We start from the raw sequence: 21,714 nt of genomic DNA on the forward strand, positions 1-21,714 counted from the left end.
CGCCTCAGGTGACGCCGACGGTGACGGGACCGCCGTGCCGGTCCACGTCCTTCATCACCGACCACGGGATGCGCAGGACCCGTCCCGGCGCGGCGGGCCAGGGCAGGGTGCGGCGGGCGACGACGCGCCCGTCCTGCCGTACGGTCACGCGCGGCACGCGCACGAACTCGTCGGTCCACAGCAGCAGGCGGTTGCGCGGCGGCGCGGGGTCGCCAGGACGCAGCAGGCCGGGGGCGATCCAGCGCAGGGCGCCCTCGGCGTGGACGCGCACGCCCTCGCCGGGGCCGCCGGGCGCGGGGTCCGTACCGGCGAGGCGGTGCAGCACCTGGTCGGCGACGTGCTTGCCGTCGAGCGCGGCGATGTCGGCGGTGTCCACGGGGTGCAGCAGGTTCCCGGCCGCGTAGACGCCAGGCCTGCTGGTGCGCAGCGCGGTGTCCACGAGGGGCCCGAGCGTGCCGGGGTCCAGGTCGATCCCGGCGGCGCGCGCCAGTTCGTGGTCGGGAATCCAGTCGCCGGTGAACACGACGGTGTCGCAGGCGACAACGCGGCGGGCGCGGGTGTCGAGGTTTTCGATCTCGACGCCGGTGAGCCGCCCCTTGCCGATGACCCGCGTGACGCGGGCGCGGGTGGCGACGGGGACGCCGAGCACCGTGCGGCCCGGCAGGGTGAAGACGCCGTACGACTCGGCCTTGGGGTAGCGGCTGACCATCAGCACGGTGTCGCAGCCCGCCTCCCTCAGGGTCAGGACGGCGGACCAGCTGACCAGTTCGCCGCCCACGACGACGGCGCGCTTGCCGACCTTGCCGTGGTGGAGATGGACGATGTTCTGGAGCTGGCCGGTCGTGTGGACCCCGTGCGGCCGGTCGCCGGGGATGCGGCGGGCCGGGCGCGGCCGTTCGCGGGCGCCGGTGGCGAGCACGATGGCGCGGGCCCTGATGTGCAGGCGGCCCTGGGGGCTGGTGACCTCGACGGTGTCGTCGGCCGCCCAGCCGGTGACCATGGTGCGGGTGCGGATGACGGCTCCGGCGGCCAGGGCGCGCTCGGTGAGGTGCCGGGCGTAGCGGGGGCCGGTCATGACGCGGCGCAGGTCGCGCAGGCCGTATCCGGTGTGGTCGCTGTGCCGGGGGATGCCGCCGGCCTCGGCCTCGCGGTCCACGACGAGGACCTCGCCCGCGACGCGGGGCGCGAGGCGTGCGGCGGCGGTGAGACCGGCGGGTCCCGCGCCGATGATCAGGACGTCGGGGGTGAGGACGTCCGGGGCGCCGGGGGTGTGGGGGGTGGGTGGGGTGCTCATCGGTTCTTCAGCTCTTTCCCTGCTGCCGCGTGGGCTCGTCGCTGCCGGTGTCCGCGCCGCGTGTCGCGAGGAGGCGTCCGACCTCGGCGCCGCAGAAGAAGCCCTGGCAGCGGCCGTTCATGGCGCGGGTGCGGCGGCGCAGGCCCTCCAGGTTCGGGGCGGGGAGCGGCGCGTGGCAGGCGTCGCGGATCTCCCCCTCGGTGACGCGCTCGCAGAAGCAGACGATCCGGCCGTAGGCGGGGTCGGCGGCGATGCGGGCGGCGTCCTGGTAGGGGCGGGTGGTGGCCTCGCCGATGTTCGGCATGCGCGGCGGCGGGGGCACGTCGGCGCGCGGCGCGAGGGGCAGTCCCGCGTCGGCGAGGAGGCCGAGGACGTGCTCGGCGATGGCCATGCCCGCCGTCAGGCCGGTGGAGCGGATGCCGCCGACGAGCAGGTAGCCCTGCTCCGGGGACGCCTCGATGAGGTAGTCCCCGTGGTCGATGGCGGCGCGCAGGCCCGCGTACGTGGCGGTGACCTCCTCCTTCAGCAGCCGCGGCATGAGCTTCTCGCCCTTGCCGAGCAGGAAGGCGAAGCCGTCCTCGGAGGTGCCGGTCGCGGTGCGGTCGGTGAGGTCCTCGGACGTCGGGCCGAGCATCACGTTGCCGTAGATGGTGGGCGAGACGAGGACGCCCTTGCCGCGCGAGGTCGGCACCGGCAGGACGATCCGGTCAACGAGGGGGCGGGCGAGCTTGTCGAACACGAACAGCTCGCCGCGCCGTGGCGTGACGGTGAAGCGGTCGTGGCCGAACATGCCGTCGATGCGGTCGGCGCCGAGCCCGGCCGCGTTGACGACCCAGCGGGCGCGGACGTCGCCGCGGGCCGTGGACAGCGTGGTGACGCCGGTGTCCGCGTCCCGGGAGACGGCGGTCACCGCGTGGCCGAGGAGGATGTCGGCGCCGCGCTGCTTCGCGTCGGTGCCCAGCGCCAGGTTGGTCGTCCAGGTGCAGATGATCGACTCGCCGGGGACCGTGAGGCCGCCGAGCGCGCCGTCGCCGAGGGCGGGCAGCAGCCCGTACACCTCGGCGGCGCCGATGATCTCGCACCGCCGGTAGCCGTTGGCCTCGGCCTTCTCCTTCAGACCGGGGAGCGCCGCCAGCTCCTCCTCGTTCCAGGCGACGAGGAGGGCGCCGGTGCGCTCCACGGGGATGCCGGTCTCCTCGGCGTACGCGCCCAGCAGGTCGTAGCCGCGGGCGACGAGGCGGGATTCGAGGGTGCCGGGCTTGGCGTCGAAGCCGGTGTGGAGGAGGGCGGTGTTGGCCTTGCTGGTGCCGTCGCCGACGTCGTCGCGTGCCTCGACGAGCGCGACCGACAGGTCGTGGCCCGCCAGGTCGCGGGCGATCGCGGAGCCGACGATGCCGGCTCCGATGACGGCGATGTCGTGGACGGCCGTGGCGCGCTGCGCGCTGTCGGTCATCGTGCGGTTCCCCTTTCCGTTCCGGCGGCGGTGGCCGCCGCTTCCGTCCAGCGGGCCCTGAAGGCGGCGGCTCGGTCGGCGCTCCACCGGGGCTCGTAGACGGTGGTGGGCCGCCAGTCGCCGACCGCGTCGGCCACGGTCAGGCCCGGGGTGAGGGCGAGCCGGGCCAGCGCGGCGGCGCCGAGCGGGGTGGCGTGGGCGGACGGGTAGATGTCCACCGGGATCTGGGCGAGGTCGGCCTGGGCCTGCATGAGGGCCCGGCTGTTGGTGAGGCCGCCGTCGGCGCGCAGCCGTGTCATGGGCGCGCCGAGGTCGGCCTCGACGAGCCGGCACAGCTCCGCGACCTGCGCGGCGATGCCCTGGAGTACGGCGAGCACCAGGTGCTCGCGGCGGGTGGACAGGCGCATGCCGGTGAAGGTGGCGGTCGCGTCGGGCCGCCACCAGGGGGCGGCGAGCCCGGCGAGCGCCGGGACGCACAGCACGCCCTCGGCGTCCCGCGCGGCCACCTTGTCCAGGTCGGTGGCGGCGTCGATGAAGCCGAGGTCCTGTATCCAGCGGATCGCGGAGGCGGCCGTGTAGACCTGGCCGTCCACGCAGTACGGCGTGGACCCGGCGGCCCGCCAGGCGACGGAGGTGGTGAGCCCCGCGCTGGAACGGACCGCGTTGCCGCCCGTGTTGGCCAGCAGGAACGCGCCGGTGCCGAACGTGCACTTGGCGGTGCCGGGGGTGAGGCAGCCCTCGGCGAGCAGCGCGGCCTGCTGGTCCACGACGAGCCCGGCGACCGGGACCTCGGCGCCGAACGCCCGGGTCGTGCCGACGACCTCGTCGCAGGCGACGATGCGGGGCAGCCGTTCGTCCTGGAGGCCGAAGAGGGCGAGCAGCTCCGGGTCCCAGTCGACGGCGTCGAGGCCGAGGACGAGGGACCGGCTGGCGGTCGTCACGTCGGTGACGAACGCGCCGGTGAGGTGGTGCACCAGCCAGGTGTCGGTGGTGGTGACGACGCCCTCGGTCGTGAGGTTCCGCCGCAGCCAGGCCATCTTCGGCGCGGAGAAGTACGGGTCGAGGACGAGGCCGGTGCGTTCGGCGACGGACGCGGCGTGCTCCGCCAGCCCGGCGCAGACCGGCTCGGCGCGCCGGTCCTGCCACACGACGGCCTGGGTGAGCGGCCGGCCGGTGGCCGGGTCCCAGGCGAGGACGGTCTCGCCCTGGTTGGCGAGGGCGACGGCGTCGATCGGCCGCCCGGCGGCGGTGACGGCGCGGCGGCCCGCGTTGAGGACGGAGTCGAGCAGTTCCGCGGGGTTCTGCTCGACGCCGCCGCCGTCGAGATAGGTGGGGCGCACGGTCTCCTCGGCGATGGCGACGGTGCCGTCCGCCGAGTCGGTGACGATGGCCTTGGTGCCGGAGGTGCCCTGGTCGATGGCGAGGACGGTGGTCATCGCTCAGCGCTCCTGGGCGAGGCCGGCGCCGTCCGCGCGCCGGGGTGCGGCGGGCTGCGAGGCGGCGCCGCCGTCGGCGTCGAGTGCCTTGTCGATGTCCATCATGTCCGGCATGGTCAGCCCGGCGCGGCCGCGGGTGGCGAGCAGGCAGACGAAGTAGACGGCGCCGATGGCGAAGAGGATCAGGACGTACAGCCAGGGGTTGCGGAAGGACGAGTCGCGGAAGATCAGCAGCTCGTACACCAGCCAGACAGAGGCGACGACGATGACCGGGATCTCCCAGCGGCCCAGGGTGAAGCCGCGGCTCGGCGGCAGGGACCTGCGCTTGGCGATGTACATCACGACGGTGCCCGCGTAGATCAGGGCGGGCAGCAGGGTCGCGGCGGAGAAGAGGTCGAACAGGGCGTCGGTCGAGCCGGAGAAGGACAGCAGCACCAGCTGCGCGACGATCAGCATGAACACCGACGAGCCGACCGGCGTCCCCCGGCGCGGGTGGATGCGGCGCAGGGCCTGCCAGGCGGGGAACCGCTGGTCACGGGACATCGCCCAGACCAGGCGGGTGCCGCTGAGGGTGATGACCAGGCCGCAGGAGAAGATCGAGATGACGACCAGGACGAGCATCAGCTTGCCGAGGAACGAGCCGAGGACGTCCGTGATGATCGCGGCCACCGGGGTGTCGGACGCGGCCAGGGCGGGGATGTCGTCGGCCAGCGCGGTGATGGCGACCAGGAAGAGGAAGCCGAGAACGCCGAGGGAGATCACGGCCTGCGCCATGGCCTTGGGGATGACGCGGGCGGGCTCCTTGGTCTCCTCCGCCAGGTTGGCGGCTGACTCGAAGCCGACGATGGTGAACGCGCCGATCAGGAACGCGAGGGCGAACGGCCCGGCGTGGCCCGCGCTGCCGAGCGCGAAGTAGCCGTCGGGGTCGGCGGGCGCGGCCTCGAAGAGTGTCGAGAAGTCGATCTTCCCGGTGGCGGCGCCGACCACGAACAGCAGGACGGTCAGCGAGACCATCCCGATGAGCTGGACGGTGACGGCCACGTTGTTGACGCGGTGGGTGGCCCTGGTCGAGACGGCCACGAGTATCGCCTGGAGGAGGATCACGACCGCGGTGATGAACCAGGCGTTCTGCGTCGTGCCCTGGTAGCGGAACAGCTCCGGCAGGATCGTGGAGGCGATCGTGTAGTCCACGGCGACGACCACGACGCCGAGGAACGCGAACGAGATCCAGCCCATGATCCAGCCCCAGACCGGGCCGACGATGCGGGACACCCACTGGTACGCGTACCCGCTGATCGGGATGCGGGCGGCGAGCGCGCCGAAGATCAGCGCCACGGCGAGCTGGCCGACGACGGCGATGGGCCAGGCCCAGATGCCGCGCGGGCCCGAGGTGTTGAGGACCGAACCGTAGGCGGTGAACAGGCCCGTCGCGATGGAGACGAAGCCGAAGGCGATGGAGAAGGAGGCGTACCAGCCCAGTTCGCGGGCCATCTCCTGCTGGTAGCCACCGGCACCCGTGGGTGCCGTCGAGCCCGGCGTTCCGGGTTCCGCGTGTGCCATGGGTCGTGCTGCCTTTCGTGTGCGGGCGGGCCCCTCGTACGGCGGGCCGCCCCTGGTGCGGGGACGCGGGTGCCGGGTCAGGCGGTGACGACGGAGCCGCCCGCGCGGTCGATGGCGGCGGTCAGCGCGGGGTCGCCGACCGGGTCGGTGATCACACCGGTGCAGCCGCCGAAGTCGCAGATCCGGTGGGGTGCGATCCGTCCGTGCTTGCTGGAGTCGGCGAGCACATACGTCCGCGCGGCGTGCGCGAGTATCGCCTGCTTCGTAGCGATCTCGTCGTAGTAGAAGTCCGTCACCCCGGCCCCAGCGGCTATGCCGCCGGAGCCGATGAACGCGAGGTCGGCGTGGAAGCCGGCGAAGAAGCCGGCCGTCGCGGCGCCGGAGCAGACGAGGTCGCCTGCGCGGATGCGCCCGCCCGGCACGAAGACCTCGACGTCCTGGCGTCCGGCCAGCTCGCCGGCGACGAGCAGGGAGGGCGTGGCCACCTTGCCGCGGAAGTCGGCGGGCAGGGCGCGCGCGACCTCGACGGCGGTGGTGCCGACGTCGATCGCCAGCGTCATGCCGGGGGCGACCAGCGCGGCGGCGGCCCGGCCGATGGCGACCTTGGCCTCGCGCTGGGCGAGGGAGCGCTCGGCGTAGGGCGCCTCCTCGCCGGTGAGCCCCCGGGCGACGGTCAGCGCGGCGGCGCCGCCGTGGACGCGGCTGAGCTGCCCCCGCTTCTCCAGCTGGGCCAGGTCGCGGCGGACGGTCTCGGCGGACACGTCGAGCGCGGCGGCCAGGTCCTCGGTGGAGAGGGTCCCGGCCTGGTTCACCGCGGCGGTGATGCGGCGGTGGCGTTCCGCTGGCAGCATGGCGTCCTCGCTGACTGCATTCGTGGATGAATGACTGAACTTAGCCGAAAGTGTGGACCGCTGCCCGAATGGCGTCAAGGGTCGAACGGCTGGGCGAGCCGGAATCGTGACCAAAGAAGCGGACGGACCTGCCGCTGTGGTGGGCCGAGTTCTACGCGCCACTCCAGGAGGGCGCCGACACCGGCTCGCCCACCGCGATCCGCGCCGTGCCCGAAGGGATGCGCGACGGCGGCGCGGACGTCGCGCTGTGGTGGGGGCCCGAGTGCGACGGCTCGGACTTCCCGCGCGTGTGGACGTCCACCCGCGAGCAGGGCGGCGGCCGGGAGACCGCGCACCTGCCGGTGCTCCGCGACTTCTCGGGACGCTGAACGGCCCCCGCGGCGCCGCGCGGGCGGGCAGGTCACCCGGGGGAGGTCACCAGACCAGGACCGGCTTGACGGCGGCGCCGGAGCAGTGGTCGGCGACCGCCCTGTTGATCTCCGCGAACGGGTAGACCGTCACGAGGTCGCCCACCGGGAAGCGCCCGTCCGCCTGGAGCGCGAGCAGCCGGGGGATGAACCGCTCCGGCACCGCGTCGCCCTCGACACAGCCGCGCACCGTCTTGCCCCCGACCATGATGTCCCGCACGTCCACGGTCAGTTCGGCCTCCCCGAGGCCGACGACGACCAGCGTGCCGGTCGGCGCCAGCGCCTTGGCCGCGGCGGCGACGACGGACGGCACGCCGGTGGTGTCCAGCGCGTGCGTCGCGCCGCCGCCGGTGGCACCACGCACCGCCGCGACCAGGTCGCCCGCGTCCGGGTCGAGGGCCGCGTCCGCGCCGAGCCGCACAGCCAGGGCCCGGCGCCCCGGCCGCACGTCCACGGCGACGGCCCCGCGCACCCCGGCGGCGCCCGCCGCGAGCAGCGCGGCGAGCCCGACGGACCCGGCGCCGTAGATCACCAGGCGCGCGCCGGGCTCCGGCCGCAGCACGTTGAGCACCGCGCCCGCGCCCGTCTGGAAGCCGCAGCCGAGCGGCGCCGCCCGGGTGAGGTCGGCGCCGCGGCCGACGACCACCGCGTTGTCCGCGCTGGCCAGCGCGTGGCTCGCGAAGCTCGACTGGCCGAAGAACGATCCGGCCACCGGCGTGCCGTCGCGCCACATCGTGGCCGAACCGTCCGCGCGGCGGCCCGAGTTGTTCAGCAGCGCGGTCCGCTCGCAGTACGCGGTCCTGCCCGCGCGGCACAGGCGGCACGCGCGGCAGCTGCGGTAGCTCAGCACCACCCGGTCCCCCGGGCGCACGCCGCGCACGGCGCCGCCGACGCGTTCCACGACCCCCGCCCCCTCGTGGCCGAGGACGGCGGGCCCGGCCGGGGCCGCCGCCTTCGCCACCAGGTCGGTGTGGCACAGCCCCGCGGCGGCCACGCGCACCAGGATCTCGTCGGGGCGCGGGTCGTCGAGGTCGAGGGTCTCCAGGACGAACGGCGACCCGGGGGCGCGCGCCACCGCGGCGGTGATCCGCATGGCCAGTTCCTCCGCTGCGCGAGTGGGGGCGGTCAGGCTCTCTCCAGGAGGAAGTAGAAGTGCCGCCCGTTGTGGAGGACGAACTCGGCGTCGCCGTTCATGATGCCCATGAGGGTGACGTCGTCGACCCGTTTGAAGTGGTCGAGGACGGCCCGCCCGTCGTAGACCATGGTGGCGGTCACCTCACCGCGGAACTCGACGTTCCACAGGCTCGCCTCGCCCCTGCCCAGCTCGACGTTGGAGAACAGCTCACCGTTCTCGTCGTAACAGATGAGGGGTTTGGCGTCACTGAGAGAGTTGAACGACTTACCGTACCACCGGCAGCAGGCGAGCGTTCCGTTGAGGGCGTGGCCGGTGGCGAAGCCCTCGCCGCGCCAGCGGCCGAGGATGTCGCCCGCCGGTACGGGGTCGAGTCCGGCCCATATCCGGTCCAGCTCGTCGCTGGACACCCCGTCGCGCAGCGCGCGCAGTTGCTGGAAGCGGTTCCTGGCGTCGTAGCGGTTCATCCGCGTCCCTTTCCGGGCGGTCCGCGCCGCCCTCCGCTGGATGTCTTCCCGGCCGCGGCACCCCGCGCGACCTCCTCCCCCGGGGCTGACGGGGCGTCATCTGGGACGTGCGCCGTCAACATTTCGTGTGCGAACCCCTTGACGAGAGGGACATATGGTCGCACCATCTGTAAACGATTCCAGTCACTGAAAACGTTTACACCGATCCACCCAGGATCGGACGAACCACCCGTAAGGACTTCACGGTCCGTATACCGTCCACAGTCGAGGGGATGTCGGATGCCGAACAGCGGGCAGCACGGCGGCCAGCCGACCATCGTGTCGATAGCCGCCCACGCGGGCGTCTCCATCGCCTCGGTGTCCCGCGTGCTGAACGGCCAGGGCGCCCGCCGCGACACCACCGAGCGGGTCCGCCGCGCCGCCGCGGAACTCGGCTACGTGCCCAACGCCGTGGCCCGCTCCCTCAAGGACGGCAGGACGCGGCAGCTGACCTTCGCCATCCCGGACATCGGCAACCCCGTGTACGTCGCGATGGTCCGCGCGATCCAGGCCGTGGCCAAGGCCGCCGGCTACCGGCTGCTGCTGCACTCGACCGAGGCGGTCGCCGAGGACGAACTGGCCGTCCTGCGCAGCCTCGGCGACCGGACGAGCGACGGGCTGATCCTCGTCCCCATCCGCATCACGGACGACCACCTGCGCGCGCTGGAGAACGCGGCGGGCCCCGTCGTCGTCATCGGCTCGCTGCCGCCGGGGACCCCGGTGGACAGCGTGCGCGCGGACTCGGTGGCGGGCGCGGCGAGCGCCGTGCGCCACCTCTACCGCACGGGCAGGCGGCGCATCGCGTTCGTCAACGGCCCCGCCGACACCGTGCCGGGCGCCAACCGCGCCGAGGGCTACCGCGCGGCGCTCGCCGAGTGCGGCCTGCCGTACGACGAGCGGCTGGTGGCGCACACCGAGTTCGGCATCGCGGCGGGCACGGCGGCGGCCGAACGGCTGCTCGCCGAGCGCCCCGACGCGGTGTTCTGCGCGAACGACCAGCTGGCACTGGGCGCGTCCCACGCGCTGCTCTCCCGGGGGCTGCGCATCCCGGGGGACGTCGCGGTCGCGGGGATGGACGACAGCTCGCTCGCCCGCGCCGCCTGGCCGCCGCTGACCAGCGTGGACCTCGGCTCGTCCGAACGCGGGCGGCGCGCCGCCGAGCTGCTCCTCGACCGGCTCGGGGGCACGCCTGAGGGCGCCCCGCCAGGACCGCGCACCACCACCGCGCCGCCCCGCCTCGTCGTCCGCGCCTCCACGGCGCCGTCCGGCTGACCCTCGCCCGCCGAGCCGCCCCCACGAACCGACGCCCACGAACCGACGCCCACGAACCGACACCGTCCGAGCCGATCCCCAGTCCCCGACCCGTCACCATCCCCGAGCACGAGGTGCGCATGAGTCTCACCGCCCCCCGGGCCGACGCCGCCCCGGGCAGCCGCGGCGCCCCGCCCCCCAGAACCCCGGCCCAGCGCAAGCGCGCCCTGGGCCTCGACAGGGGAGCATGGTTCCTGCTGCTCCCGGCGCTCATACCGATCCTGGTGCTGAGCGTGGTGCCGCTGCTGTACGGCATATCCCTGGCCTTCACCGACTCCCAGTCCGGGCGCACCGAGTCCACCGAGTTCGTGGGCCTCGCCAACTTCGCCGACCTGCGGTTCGACAGCCTGTTCTGGGACTCCTTCCGCATCGGCCTCGTCTGGGCCGTCTGCGTCACCGCACTCCAGGTCCTCCTGGGCCTGGGCCTCGCGCTCCTGCTGGACCAGCGGCTCAGGTTCCGCTGGCTGGCCAGGACGCTGGCGCTCGTCCCGTGGGCGATGCCCGAGGTCGTGGTCGGCATCATGTGGCGCCTCGTCTACCACCAGGACGCGGGCGTGCTCAACAAGACGCTGGGCGACCTGGGCCTGCTCGGCCTGTTCGGCAACGGCGACAACGTGGACTGGCTCACCGACCTGGCCCTCGCCCTGCCCGCCGTGATCGTCGTGGGCGTCTGGGCGGGCATGCCGCAGACCACCGTCGTCCTGCTCGCCGGGCTCCAGAACACGCCGCACGAGCTGCGCGAGGCCGCCCAGATCGACGGCGCGGGGATCTGGCGGCGCTTCACCAGCGTCACGTGGCCCGCGCTGCGCCCGGTGGTCCTCGCCATCACCGCGCTCAACTTCATCTGGAACTTCAACTCCTTCGGCCTGGTGTACGTGCTGACGCAGGGCGGACCCGCCGGGGAGACGCGGCTGCCGAGCCTCTTCGTCTACGAGGAGGCGTTCACGTACGGCCAGTTCGGCTACGCGGCGGCGATGGGCCTCGTGCTGGTCGGCGTCATGGCGGTGCTGCTCACCCTGTTCCTGCGCAACCGCCTCAAGGAGGAGACCCCGTGAGCGCCGTCACCCCCGCACCGCGACGGCCCAAGGGCCGCACGCTCCGCACGGCGGCGGGCAGGACCGGGCAGTACGCGGCCCTGCTGTGCTACCTGGCGTTCCTCGCCTTCCCGCTGCTGTGGCTGGTCTCGACGTCCTTCAAGTCGCCGCAGGAGCTGGGCTCCATCGAGCCGACCTGGATACCGCGCGACCCGTCGTTCGACAACTACCGGGCGGCCTTCGACGCCCAGCCGCTGCTGCGCTCGGCGCTGAACAGCCTGCTGGTCGCGGGCAGCGCCGCGCTGATCGCCGTGGCGATCGCGATCCCGGCGGCGTACGTGATGGTCCGCTACGGCCGCTCGCGCGTCAGCCGGGCGGGGACGGGCTGGGTGCTGATCAGCCAGATGTTCCCGTTCGTGCTGATCATCATCCCGCTGTTCCTCGTGCTGCGGAACCTGCACCTCATCGACTCGCTGCCCGGCCTGGTCCTGGTCTACGTCGTGTGGAACCTGCCGTTCTCGCTGTGGATGCTGCGCGGCTTCGTCAAGGCGGTGCCGCAGTCCCTGGAGGAGGCCGCCGCCATGGACGGCGCGAGCCGCCTGCGCACGCTGACCCACGTCGTCCTGCCGCTGCTGGTCCCGGGTGTGGTGGCGACGCTGATGTTCTCGTTCGTCACGGCCTGGAACGAGTTCTTCTTCGCCCTGGTCCTGCTCAAGTCCCCGGAGAACCAGACGATGTCCGTGATCCTGACCCACTTCATCGGCGCCGAGGGCGTCGCGGACCTCGGGCCGCTGGCCGCCGCGGCCGTCCTCGCGACGCTGCCGAGCCTCGTGCTGTTCTCGCTGCTCCAGCGGCGGCTCGCCGGAGGCATGCTCGCCGGGGCGGTGAAGGGCTGATGCGCGCCACGAACCGGAAACGGAACCGCGACCGCGACCGGCCGCGTACCCGCGTCGCCGCCTGCGCCGCCGCCCTGTCCCTCGTCGCGCTGGCCGGCTGCGGCTCGGGCGACGGCGGCGCGGGGGACGGCACGGTCACCCTCGACTTCCTCAGCCTCGCCTGGCAGCAGGAGTCCGTGGAGGCCAACCAGGCCCTGGTGGACGAGTGGAACGCGACCCACCCCGAGACGCAGGTGCGGTACATCCAGGGCTCCTGGGACAACATCCACGACCAGCTCCTCACCTCCTTCATGGGCGGCGAGGCGCCGGACATCATCCACGACGACGCGTCCGACCTCACCGACTTCGCGTACGGCGGCTACCTCGCCGACCTCACGGACCTGCTCCCGGAGGAGCTGCGCTCCGACATACCCGAGGAGTCGTGGGGGACGACCACGTTCGACGGCGGGATCTACGGCGTCCCCTTCCTCCAGGAGCCGCGCGTGCTGATCGCCAACACGCAGCTCCTCGAACAGTCCGGCGTCCGGATACCGACCGCCGACGACCCGTGGACCTGGGACGAGTTCGAGGACGTCGCCGCGGACCTCACGCGGGACACGGACGACGACGGCCGCACCGACACGTACGGCGTCGCCTGGTCCATGCGCGAGCCCGTCAGCCAGTCCGTGAACCTCTCGCTGTCCACCGGCGGCGGGATCTTCCACCAGGACGACGAGGGGAAGAACGAGGTCCGCTTCGACGGCGACGACTCCGCCGTCGCCGAGCTGATCAACCGGCAGGTGAACGAGGACGGCACCGCGCCGGGCAGCAGCCTCGGCATGTCGGGCTCGGACACGCTGCCCGGCTTCTTCGCGGGCCGCTACGCGATGCTGCCGCTCAACTTCTCCTTCCGCCAGCAGGTGTCGCAGCAGGCGCCGGACGGGTTCGAGTGGTCCGTCCTGCCCATGCCGTCGGGCGGCGGCCCCGAGGGGCTCGCCCAGGGCGTCGCCCCGCAGACCCTGTCGGTGGCGGAGGACAGCGACCACCAGCAGGCCGCGGCCGACTTCATCGCCTTCCTCACCCAGGCGGACCACGCGGTGGAGTTGGCCCGGGGCGACTGGATGCTGCCGACGAGCAGCGCCGCCCTGGAGGACCCGTCGCTGAACACGGACGAGCTGGGCTGGAGCACCGGAGTGGCGGTGGCCGCGTATCTGCGGCCCTCGCCGGTCCTGGGGGTCCGGGGCTATCCGGAGTGGAAGGACAAGATCGCCACCCCCGCGTTCCAGCGGTTCTACGACGGCGGCTCCGACCTCGGCGACCTGCGCGAGGACCTGACCGAGGACGGCAATCGCATCCTGGACCGGTATCAACGCTGATGATGGCAGACAAGCCCAAAATATGACGGAACGGCCGGTGTCCACCCCCACGGGCACCGGCCCCCCTCCCCGCACCCGCACACCCGCACCACCGAGCAGTGAGCACGGAAGGCACATGAGCGCCAGCCCCGACAGCGTGTCGGCCCTTTCCGACCCGTCCCCCCGACCCGCGTCCCGCGCGGCCCCGCTCCCCAGGGCCCCGGGAGGCGACGACCTCCCGCCCGGGGTGCCGCCGCACCCCACCGCGGGCGAACGCGCGCGCGGCGCCCTCCTCGGCCTGGCCGTGGGCGACGCGCTCGGCGCCCCCGCCGAGAACATGAAGCCCTCCCAGATCCGCGCCCGCTGGGGCCGCATCGAGGGCTACGTCTCCGACGACCCGGCCGGTACGGACGACACCGAGTACGCCATCTTCTCCGCCCTCCTGCTCGCCGAGCACGGCGCCGCCCTGACCGTGGCGCACGTCGAGGCGGCGTGGCACGCGTGGATCGCCGACCGCGACGAGGGCCCGTTCCACGGCGCGGGCTTCAGCGAGCGCGGCACGCTGGAGAACCTGCGGCGCGGCCTGGCCGCCCCGATCTCCGCGCAGCACCGGCACGCCTGGAGCGACGGCCTCGCGATGCGCGCGGCGCCCTTCGGGGTGTACGCGGCGGGCCGTCCCGCCGAGGCGGCCAGGCTGGTCGCCATCGACGGCACGGTCTCGCACGACGGCGAGGGGATCTACGGCGGCCGCGCGGTGGCCGCGGGGGTGGCCGCCGCGATGGTGACGGACGACCCGGACGAGGTCGTACGGGCGGCGCTGTCCGTGGTCCCCGAGGACTCGTGGACGGCGCGCTCGCTGCACCGGGCGGTGGACGCGGCGCGGCGGGCGCGGCGCGACCCGCTGGCGACCGAGCTGTCCATGGAGCGGACGGTACGGTCCGCGACCGTCATCGGCGGCTACCCGTGGACCGACCTGGCGCCGGAGGCGGTGGGCCTGGCGTTCGGCGCGTTCACGGCGGCCGGCGGCGTGTTCGCCCCGGCGGTGCGGATGGCCGTCAACATGGGCCGCGACGCCGACACGACGGCGGCCGTCGCCGGTGCCCTGGCCGGGGCGCTGCGCGGCGAACGGGCCGTCCCGGTGCCGTGGGGGCGGCGGATCGGGCCGGTGCGCGGCAGCTGCCTGCCGTCCATGGCGGGGCGGCATGTCCTGGACGTCGCGGACCTGCTGCACGCCGCGTCGGAGGCCGCCGGGTCCAGGGAGGTGGCGGTGTGAGCGCCTTCGCCACGACGGGAACGCCGGACACGCCCGGCCCCGCCCCCGTCCCCGGTGAACCGCGGCGCGTCGAGGGCCTGCTGCTCGGCCTCGCGGCCGGTGACGCGGCGGGCTGGCCGTCCGGCCGGCACCGCGCGGCGCGGCTGCCGGAGTGGACGCGCCGCCTGACCCGCGAGCTGGACACCTTCGCCGAGCAGAACGCGACGACGACCCTGCCCGTCCCCATAGCGCTCAACCAGCCGCCCGAGCCGCTGCGGCTCGGCCCGTCCGACGACGCGGAGTGGGCGGCGTTCACCGCGCTCGCCGTCCTCTCGGCGCCGCCGGACGGCGCGCCGCCGCCGGACGACGGGCGGGTCCGCGCCGCCCTGGCCCACGCGTGGCAGGGCCTCGCCGACGAGGTCGCGGCGGCCACCGACCGGGCGGACGAGGTCGAGTCGGCGCAGATCCCCATGCGCGCGCGGATCTCCGTACGGGCGGGCCTCGGCAACCTGGCGGCGGGCCTGCTGCCCCCGGCGACCGGGCACGACAACCCGCACTACTTCGACGACGCGGCCTGCGTACGGGCCACGGTGCTCGCGACCGTGCACCCGGGCGATCCGGACGCCGCCGCCGACCTCGCCGAGTTCGACGCGCGCTACACCCAGGACGGCGACGGGGTGCACGGCGCGCGGGCCATGGCCGCCGCCGTCGCGGCGGCGCTCGGCGGCACGCCGGTGGACGAGTGCGTGGACGCGGCGCTGCGCCAGCTGCCCGAGGGGACGGAGATCCGGCGCAACGCGCTGCGGGCCGTCGGCCTCGGCAGGGCGGCCGTCGCCGCGCGCCCCGGGCAGCCGGGGAACGCGTTCGCGCTCGTCCCGGTGCTGGAGCACGAGATCGTCGACCACGTCTACAGCTACGGCATCGCGGCGGCCGAGACCGTGCCGGTGGCCCTCGCGGTGGCGACGGCCGCGGCGGGCGCGGTCGCCGAGGCGGTGCCGAGCGCGGCCTGCCTGTCGCGGGTCGCCGACTCGGCACCGGCGCTCGCGGGCGCGCTGACCGGGGTGCTGGGCGGCGCGGAGGCGCTGCCCGCCACCTGGCGCGACAGCTGCCGCGTCCTGGCCGGCTGCGCGCTCCCTGCCCTGGCGGGCACCGACCTGGTCGAGCTGGCCGGGCGGCTGGCCCGCGCGCCCCACCTGTCCCCCCTCACCGCACGTTCGGAAGGACACCCCGCATGAGCACCACGACCGACACGACGACCGGCACGAGCACGACGGCGTCGCCCCCCGCGCCGTCCCTGGAGTCCCGCGTCACCGGCGCACTCGTGGGCGCCGCCGTGGGCGACGCGCTCGGCGGGGCGGTGGAGGGCTGGAGCCCCGAGGCGATCGCGGAGCGGCACGGCGGCCGGGTGCGCGGCATCGTGGAGCCGTTCCACCGCGACCAGTGGCGCACGGCGCGGCCGATCGCGCCGTACCACAAGGGCGACGGGCATGTCACCGACGACACCCTGATGACGCACGCGCTGGTCCGCGTCTACGAGAAGGTGCGCGACCACCTGGACGCGTACGCCGTCGCCGACCACCTGGTGCCCGACCTCATCACGACGCCCCGGTGGATTCCCGAACTGGACGCGGAGGCGCTGCCGTTGCAGCGGATCTTCCTCGCGGAGAAGTGGATCGTCGCGCGCATCCACTACGGCCACGTGGACCCGCGCGAGGCGGGCGTGGGCAACATCGTCAACTGCGGCGCGGCCATGTACATGGCGCCGGTCGGCCTGGTGAACGCCGGGAACCCGGCCGCCGCGTACGCCGAGGCGCTGGACGTGGCGGGCGCGCACCAGTCGAGCTACGGGCGTGAGGCCGCGGGCGTGTTCGCGGCGGCCGTGGCGGCGGCCTGCAAGCCGGGGGCCACGCCGGAGTCGGTCGTGGGCGACGCGCTGGCGCTGGCGAAGGACGGCACGCGCGCGGCCATCGAGGCGGTCGCGGCGGCGGCGGCCGGGATCGACGGCTTCGAGGAGGCGCTGAAGCCGCTGCGGGAGGCCGTCGCGCCGTTCGACACGGTGGGCCCCGAGTACCGGCAGCCGTCGCTGGGGGCGCGCCGCCCGTCGCGGCTGCACGCGATCGAGGAGCTGCCCGTGGCGCTCGGCATGCTGCTGGTCGGCGGCGGCGACTTCGGGGAGACCGTGCTCGGCTCGGTGAACTACGGCCGGGACTGCGACTCCATCGCCACGATGAGCGGCGCCATCGTCGGCGCCCTGCACGGCGAGGACGCCGTCCCGGCGGAGTGGAGCGAGGAGATCGCGCGGGCCAGCAGGCTGGACCTGCGCGCCCCGGCCGGGGTGCTGGCGGGGGTGGCGCGCGAGGTGTTCGCGCGGGACACGCGGCGGCGCCGGGAGCACGAGGCGCTGTTCCACGCGATCGCGGGCGTGTGAGCGCGGTGACCGACGAGATCCGCCTCACCTGGGCGCAGCCGGAGGACCTCCTGGGCCACGAGCTGCGCCAGGCGGCGCAGGACGGCCGGGACGCGTCCGCCGTCGAACGGCGCTGGCGCGCGGCGGGCGGCCATCCGGCGCCCGAGCGCGCCGGGGCCTCCCCCGGCCCCGGCGACCCCGCGCTGCGCGCGCTCGCCGGGCAGTTGCTCGACGAACTGGCCCTCCTGCCGTCGCCGCTGGCCGCGGCCGAGCCGACCGCGCTGGACGCGATCCGCGCCGCCTGCCCCGACTGGCCCGCTCCCCCGGCCGCGCCCGCCGGGCCCGCCCCGCTGGAACGGCTGCACGCGGGCTGGCTCGGCAGGGCGGTGGGCTGCGTCCTGGGCAAGCCGGTGGAGAAGCTGCCGCTCGACGGCATCCGCGCCATCGGCAGGGCGACGGGCAACTGGCCGGTGCACACCTGGTTCACCGCCGAGGGCCTGCCCGCCGGCATCGCCGCCGCCCACCCGTGGAACCGCAGGTCGCGCGCCACCTCGCTGGCCGAGACCCTCGACGGCTGCCCGGAGGACGACGACCTCAACTACCCGCTGCTCGGGCTGCTCCTGCTGCGCCGCCACGGCCGTGACTTCACTACGGCGGACGTCGCGCGGCTGTGGCTGGACGAGCTGCCGGCCGGGCGTACGTTCACGGCGGAGCGCGTCGCGTACCGCAACCTGCTGGCGGGCGTCGAGCCGCCGCACACCGCGGCGTACCGCAACCCGTTCCGCGAGTGGATCGGCGCCGTGATCCGCGCGGACGTCTTCGGCTGGACCCACCCGGGCGACCCGGGGGCGGCCGCCGGACTGGCGCACCGGGACGCGGTGCTGACCCACACGGCGAACGGCGTGTACGGCGCGATGTTCGCCGCCGCGGCGGTCGCGGCGGCGGCGGGCGGCGGCACCGACGTGCACGGCTGCCTGCGCGCGGGCCTGTCCGTCGTCCCGCCCGGGTCGCGGCTGGCCGGTGCGGTCCGCTTCGGCGTGGCGGCGGCCGAGGAAGCGCGCGGCGGGGACTTCGACACGGTCGTGGACCGGCTGCACGCCCGCTACGGCGGCCACCACTGGGTGCACGTCCTGCCCAACGCCGCGCTGCTCGCCGCCGCGCTCACCCACGCGGACGGCGACTTCTCCGCGTCGGTCTGCCGCGCGGTGTCCGGCGGCTGGGACACGGACTCGAACGGCGCGACGGCCGGTTCGGTCGCCGGGCTGCTCGCCGGGTCGCCCGGCGCGCTGGACACGCGGTGGACCGCCCCCCTGAAGAACCGGCTCGCGACGAGCGTCGGCGGCTTCGACGGCGTCGGCTTCGACGAACTGGCCGCGCTCACCCGGGAGGTCTCCGCATGACCGCGAGGATCGCCGTCCTCGGCTCCTGCAACATGGACCTGGTCGCCTACGTCCCGACGGCGCCGCGCCGCGGCGAGACGGTGACCGGCACCGCGTTCCGCACCGTGCCGGGCGGCAAGGGCATGAACCAGGCGATCGCGGCCGCCCGCGCGGGCGGCGACGTCCTGATGATCGGCGCGGTCGGCGACGACGGCTTCGGCGGCGGCCTGCGCGCCGCGCTCACCGCCGCCGGGGTGGACACGGCGGGCCTGCGCACGGCCACAGGACCCAGCGGGACGGCCCACATCGTGGTGGACGACGACGGGGGCAACGCGATCGTCGTCGTCCCGGGGGCCAACGGGTCCGTGGCGGGCCTCGCCCCCGGCGACGAGGACCTGATCGCGAGCGCGGACACGCTGCTCCTCCAGCTGGAACTGCCCCTCGACGGCGTGCTGGCGGGCGCCCGCGCGGCGCGCGCCCACGGCGTGCGCACCGTCCTCACCCCGGCCCCCGCCAGGCCGCTGCCGGAAGAACTCCTGCGCCTCGTGGACCTGTTGGTGCCGAACGAGCACGAGGCACAGACCCTCACCGGGCACGCCGACCCCGGCGCGGCGGCCCGCGCGCTGCTCGACCTGGTGCCCGAGGTCGTGGTGACGCTCGGCGAGGCGGGCAGCCTGTACGCCGCGCGCGGCGCGGAGCCGGTGACCGTACCCGCCGTGCCGGTGCGCGCGGTGGACACGACGGCGGCGGGCGACACGTTCACCGGCGCGCTCGCCGTGGCGTCCGGCGAGGGCAGGCCGATGCCGGACGCCCTGGCCTGGGCGGCCGCGGCGGCGGCCCTGTCGGTGGGCCGCCCCGGCGCGTCGTCGTCCATGCCGGACCGGGCGGAGATCGACGCGTTCCGCACCGGCGCCGCGCATCCCGTTCCCGAGCACGAAGGCAGGACCGCCCGATGACCGCTCCCGCACCCCTGGAGGGCCTGCGCGTCCTCGACCTGGCGACGCTGTTCGCCGGTCCGCTGGCCGCGACGATGCTCGGCGACTTCGGCGCCGAGGTGGTCAAGGTGGAGCACCCGCGCCGCCCCGACCCGTCGCGCGGCCACGGGCCGGGCAAGGACGGCGTCGGGCTGTGGTGGAAGTTCCTCGGCCGCAACAAGCGGACCATCACCCTCGACCTGTCCACGCCGGGCGGCCGCGACGTGCTGCTGCGGCTCGCCGCCGGCGCGGACGTCGTGATCGAGAACTTCAGGCCGGGCACGCTGGAGCGGTGGGGCCTCGGCTGGGACGAGCTGTCGGCCGCCAACCCCCGGCTGGTGCTGGCCCGCGTCACCGGCTTCGGGCAGTTCGGCCCGTCGTCGCGGCGCCCGGGGTTCGGCACGCTGGCCGAGGCGATGAGCGGCTTCGCGGCCGTCACGGGCGAGCCGGACGGGCCGCCGACGCTGCCGCCGTTCGGCCTGGCCGACTCGATCGCCGCGCTGTCCACGGCGTACGCGGTGATGACCGCCCTCGCGGGCCGCGACCGCACCGGCGCGGGCCAGGTCGTGGACATGGCCATCATCGAGCCGATGCTGACGGTGCTCGGCCCGCAGGCCATCTGGTACGACCAGCTCGGCTACGTCCAGCCGCGCACCGGCAACCGCTCCACCAACAACGCGCCGCGCAACACCTACCGCACCGCCGACGGCTCCTGGGTCGCCGTCTCCACCTCGGCCCAGTCCATCGCGGAGCGCGTGCTGCGCCTCGTGGGCCGCCCGGAGTTCATCGACGAGGAGTGGTTCGCCACCGGCGCGGGCCGCGCGCGGCACGCGGACGAGCTGGACGAGGCGGTCGCCTCCTGGATCGGACGCCACGACCGAGCGCAGGTGCTGGCCGCGTTCGAGAAGGCCGAGGCGGCGATCGCGCCGGTCTACGACATCAGGGACGCGATGGCGGACGAGCAGTACCGGGCGCTCGGCACGTTCACCAGCGTCGAGGACGAGGAGCTGGGGCAGGTCACCATGCAGAACGTGCTCTTCCGCCTGTCCGGGACACCGGGCGGCATCAAGTGGGCCGGGCGCCCGCACGGCGCCGACACCGATGACGTCCTCACCGGCATCGGGCTGAGCGGCGAGGACATCGACCGCCTGCGCGCGGAGGGCGCGCTGTGAGCGGCACGCCGGGCGGCAGCAGCGTGCTGGCGCCGCGGGACGTCTTCCTGACGTGGCTGTACGTCCCCGGCGACCGCCCCGAGGTCGTCGCCAAGGCGCTGGGCTCGGGGGCCGACGTGGTGCTGGTCGACCTGGAGGACGCCGTGCCGTCCGGGCGGAAGGCGTACGCGCTGGACGCCACGGCCGACCTGCTGGCGGACCGCCACGACGTGCCGGTGCACGTCCGCGTGAACGCGCTGGACGGCCCGCTCGCCGCCGCCGAGGTGCGGCGGCTCGCGCCGCTGCCGGGGCTCGGCGCGCTGCGGCTGCCGAAGGTGAACGGCCCGGCCGACATCGCGCGCGCCGTCGCCTGGGCCGGACGGCCGACGCGGCTGTACGCACTGCTGGAGAGCGCCCTCGGCGTGGAGCAGGCGTACGCCGTGGCCACCGCGCACCCGGCGGTGTCCGGCATCGCGCTCGGCGAGGCCGACCTGCGCGCCGACCTCGGTCTGCGGGACGACGGCGGGCTGGCCTGGTCGCGCGGGCGCGTCGTCGTGGCCGCGCGGGCGGCGGGCCTGGCGCCGCCGCCGCAGTCGGTGTTCCCGGACGTGCGGGACACGGCGGGCCTCGCCAGGTCGTGCGCCGAGGGCCGTGCCCTGGGCTTCCTCGGGCGGACGGCGATCCACCCGCGCCAACTGCCGGTGATCCGGGAGGCGTTCCTGCCGACCGACGCGGAGGTGGCGGCGGCGGCCGAGATCGTGCGGGCGGCGGCGACGGACTCCGGCGCACTGGCGCTGCCGGACGGGCGCTTCGTGGACCCGGCGATCGTCGCGGGCGCGCACCGCACGCTGGCGCTGGCCCGGCACCGGGAGGGCTGAGCACGGCGGACGGAATCCGGTGGCGGGCGGCGCGCCCGGCGTTCTGGCGCCGGCCCCGCCTGCCGCACCCGTCACGCGGCCGGACTCCGCGGCGCGGCCCTCCTGTTCATCGCCGCTCCTGCCGGAGGCGTTCGCTTCGCCGCCGGCGCGCAGGACGACGACGCCACCCGGGCACGCCCCTGCCCGCGAACGGCCCCGGCCAGGCCGTGTCGTTCGGATCGTGGCGGGTCGGTCCGCGTCGTCGGACGCCGTGCGTCGCGAGGCACCGGATCGCCACGCGTACCGGGCACACCCGGGCGACGCGGTGACGCGGCGAGGTGCGGTGACCGGCGGCGCGTGCCAGGCACGATCCGCACGACACGGCCTGCGGCCATGTGACGCCCGGCATCCGGGAGAGCGCGCTCGGAGTGCTGCCCAGCCGGGGCGTCGCCGGGAAGCCGCCTCCACCGCCGGAGCGGG

At 75.0% G+C, this 21,714-nt stretch carries 19 protein-coding genes; 12 read left to right on the forward strand and 7 right to left on the reverse strand.

Features of this window, described 5'->3' with window-relative positions; translation table 11 throughout:
• Window positions 1-4: 4 nt before the first annotated feature.
• The 5 genes from ACL02R_RS15925 to ACL02R_RS15945 form a co-directional block, all read right to left on the reverse strand.
• Complete coding sequence (locus tag ACL02R_RS15925; protein ID WP_412797563.1) at window positions 5-1,294, reverse strand: NAD(P)/FAD-dependent oxidoreductase; 1,290 nt, start codon at window positions 1,292-1,294, stop codon at window positions 5-7.
• Between the two features lie 7 nt (window positions 1,295-1,301).
• On the reverse strand, window positions 1,302-2,747 hold the full coding sequence (locus tag ACL02R_RS15930; protein ID WP_412797564.1) for an NAD(P)/FAD-dependent oxidoreductase: 1,446 nt from the start codon (window positions 2,745-2,747) through the stop codon (window positions 1,302-1,304).
• On the reverse strand, window positions 2,744-4,183 hold the full coding sequence (locus ACL02R_RS15935; RefSeq protein ID WP_412797565.1) for an FGGY family carbohydrate kinase: 1,440 nt from the start codon (window positions 4,181-4,183) through the stop codon (window positions 2,744-2,746). The genes ACL02R_RS15930 and ACL02R_RS15935 overlap by 4 nt, the downstream gene beginning before the upstream one ends.
• Window positions 4,184-4,186: 3 nt before the next feature.
• The gene (locus tag ACL02R_RS15940; protein WP_412797566.1) at window positions 4,187-5,743 is read right to left on the reverse strand and encodes an APC family permease; all 1,557 of its coding nucleotides are present in this window, start codon (window positions 5,741-5,743) and stop codon (window positions 4,187-4,189) included.
• A 77-nt stretch (window positions 5,744-5,820) separates the two neighbouring features.
• Window positions 5,821-6,594, reverse strand: a complete 774-nt coding sequence (locus ACL02R_RS15945) for a DeoR/GlpR family DNA-binding transcription regulator (protein WP_412797567.1) — start codon at window positions 6,592-6,594, stop codon at window positions 5,821-5,823.
• A gap of 206 nt (window positions 6,595-6,800) precedes the next feature.
• Here ACL02R_RS15945 and ACL02R_RS15950 point away from each other — a divergent pair, with 206 nt between their 5' ends.
• Window positions 6,801-6,962: a hypothetical protein gene (locus tag ACL02R_RS15950; RefSeq protein WP_412797568.1), complete on the forward strand. Its 162-nt coding sequence runs from the start codon at window positions 6,801-6,803 to the stop codon at window positions 6,960-6,962.
• A gap of 46 nt (window positions 6,963-7,008) precedes the next feature.
• Here ACL02R_RS15950 and ACL02R_RS15955 read toward each other — a convergent pair whose 3' ends face one another.
• Both ACL02R_RS15955 and ACL02R_RS15960 read right to left on the reverse strand, forming a co-directional pair.
• Window positions 7,009-8,094 carry an NAD(P)-dependent alcohol dehydrogenase gene (locus ACL02R_RS15955; protein WP_412797569.1) on the reverse strand — a complete coding sequence of 362 codons (1,086 nt, stop codon included), beginning with the start codon at window positions 8,092-8,094 and terminating at the stop codon, window positions 7,009-7,011.
• A 32-nt stretch (window positions 8,095-8,126) separates the two neighbouring features.
• Window positions 8,127-8,600: a DUF4334 domain-containing protein gene (locus tag ACL02R_RS15960; RefSeq protein WP_398847420.1), complete on the reverse strand. Its 474-nt coding sequence runs from the start codon at window positions 8,598-8,600 to the stop codon at window positions 8,127-8,129.
• Between the two features lie 279 nt (window positions 8,601-8,879).
• Here ACL02R_RS15960 and ACL02R_RS15965 point away from each other — a divergent pair, with 279 nt between their 5' ends.
• The 11 genes from ACL02R_RS15965 (at window position 8,880) to ACL02R_RS16015 (ending at window position 21,255) form a co-directional block, all read left to right on the forward strand.
• Window positions 8,880-9,911, forward strand: coding sequence for a LacI family DNA-binding transcriptional regulator (locus ACL02R_RS15965; RefSeq protein ID WP_412797570.1), 1,032 nt, complete (start codon window positions 8,880-8,882; stop codon window positions 9,909-9,911).
• A 119-nt stretch (window positions 9,912-10,030) separates the two neighbouring features.
• The gene (locus ACL02R_RS15970; protein ID WP_412797571.1) at window positions 10,031-11,005 is read left to right on the forward strand and encodes a carbohydrate ABC transporter permease; all 975 of its coding nucleotides are present in this window, start codon (window positions 10,031-10,033) and stop codon (window positions 11,003-11,005) included.
• Complete coding sequence (locus ACL02R_RS15975; RefSeq protein WP_412797572.1) at window positions 11,002-11,880, forward strand: carbohydrate ABC transporter permease; 879 nt, start codon at window positions 11,002-11,004, stop codon at window positions 11,878-11,880. Before ACL02R_RS15970 ends, ACL02R_RS15975 begins: the two co-directional genes overlap by 4 nt.
• Window positions 11,880-13,235 (forward strand): ABC transporter substrate-binding protein, encoded by a 1,356-nt coding sequence (locus tag ACL02R_RS15980; protein ID WP_412797573.1) that lies wholly within the window; start codon window positions 11,880-11,882, stop codon window positions 13,233-13,235. The genes ACL02R_RS15975 and ACL02R_RS15980 overlap by 1 nt, the downstream gene beginning before the upstream one ends.
• A 115-nt stretch (window positions 13,236-13,350) precedes the next feature.
• A complete protein-coding gene (locus ACL02R_RS15985) occupies window positions 13,351-14,487 on the forward strand; it encodes an ADP-ribosylglycohydrolase family protein (protein WP_412797574.1) in 1,137 nt (378 codons plus the stop codon).
• On the forward strand, window positions 14,484-15,701 hold the full coding sequence (locus ACL02R_RS15990) for an ADP-ribosylglycohydrolase family protein (RefSeq protein ID WP_412797575.1): 1,218 nt from the start codon (window positions 14,484-14,486) through the stop codon (window positions 15,699-15,701). The genes ACL02R_RS15985 and ACL02R_RS15990 overlap by 4 nt, the downstream gene beginning before the upstream one ends.
• Window positions 15,698-16,894: an ADP-ribosylglycohydrolase family protein gene (locus tag ACL02R_RS15995; RefSeq protein WP_412797576.1), complete on the forward strand. Its 1,197-nt coding sequence runs from the start codon at window positions 15,698-15,700 to the stop codon at window positions 16,892-16,894. Before ACL02R_RS15990 ends, ACL02R_RS15995 begins: the two co-directional genes overlap by 4 nt.
• 5 nt (window positions 16,895-16,899) lie before the next feature.
• Entirely contained in the window at window positions 16,900-18,273 is a 1,374-nt protein-coding gene (locus ACL02R_RS16000) for an ADP-ribosylglycohydrolase family protein (RefSeq protein WP_412797662.1), read from the forward strand.
• A complete protein-coding gene (locus ACL02R_RS16005; RefSeq protein ID WP_412797577.1) occupies window positions 18,270-19,208 on the forward strand; it encodes a ribokinase in 939 nt (312 codons plus the stop codon). The genes ACL02R_RS16000 and ACL02R_RS16005 overlap by 4 nt, the downstream gene beginning before the upstream one ends.
• Complete coding sequence (locus ACL02R_RS16010; RefSeq protein WP_412797578.1) at window positions 19,205-20,398, forward strand: CaiB/BaiF CoA transferase family protein; 1,194 nt, start codon at window positions 19,205-19,207, stop codon at window positions 20,396-20,398. The genes ACL02R_RS16005 and ACL02R_RS16010 overlap by 4 nt, the downstream gene beginning before the upstream one ends.
• The gene (locus ACL02R_RS16015) at window positions 20,395-21,255 is read left to right on the forward strand and encodes an HpcH/HpaI aldolase/citrate lyase family protein (RefSeq protein ID WP_412797579.1); all 861 of its coding nucleotides are present in this window, start codon (window positions 20,395-20,397) and stop codon (window positions 21,253-21,255) included. Before ACL02R_RS16010 ends, ACL02R_RS16015 begins: the two co-directional genes overlap by 4 nt.
• Window positions 21,256-21,714 lie beyond the last annotated feature (459 nt).

Origin of the sequence: Streptomyces sp. MS19 (assembly GCF_047200595.1) — a bacterium.
Taxonomy (GTDB): Bacteria; Actinomycetota; Actinomycetes; order Streptomycetales; family Streptomycetaceae; genus Streptomyces.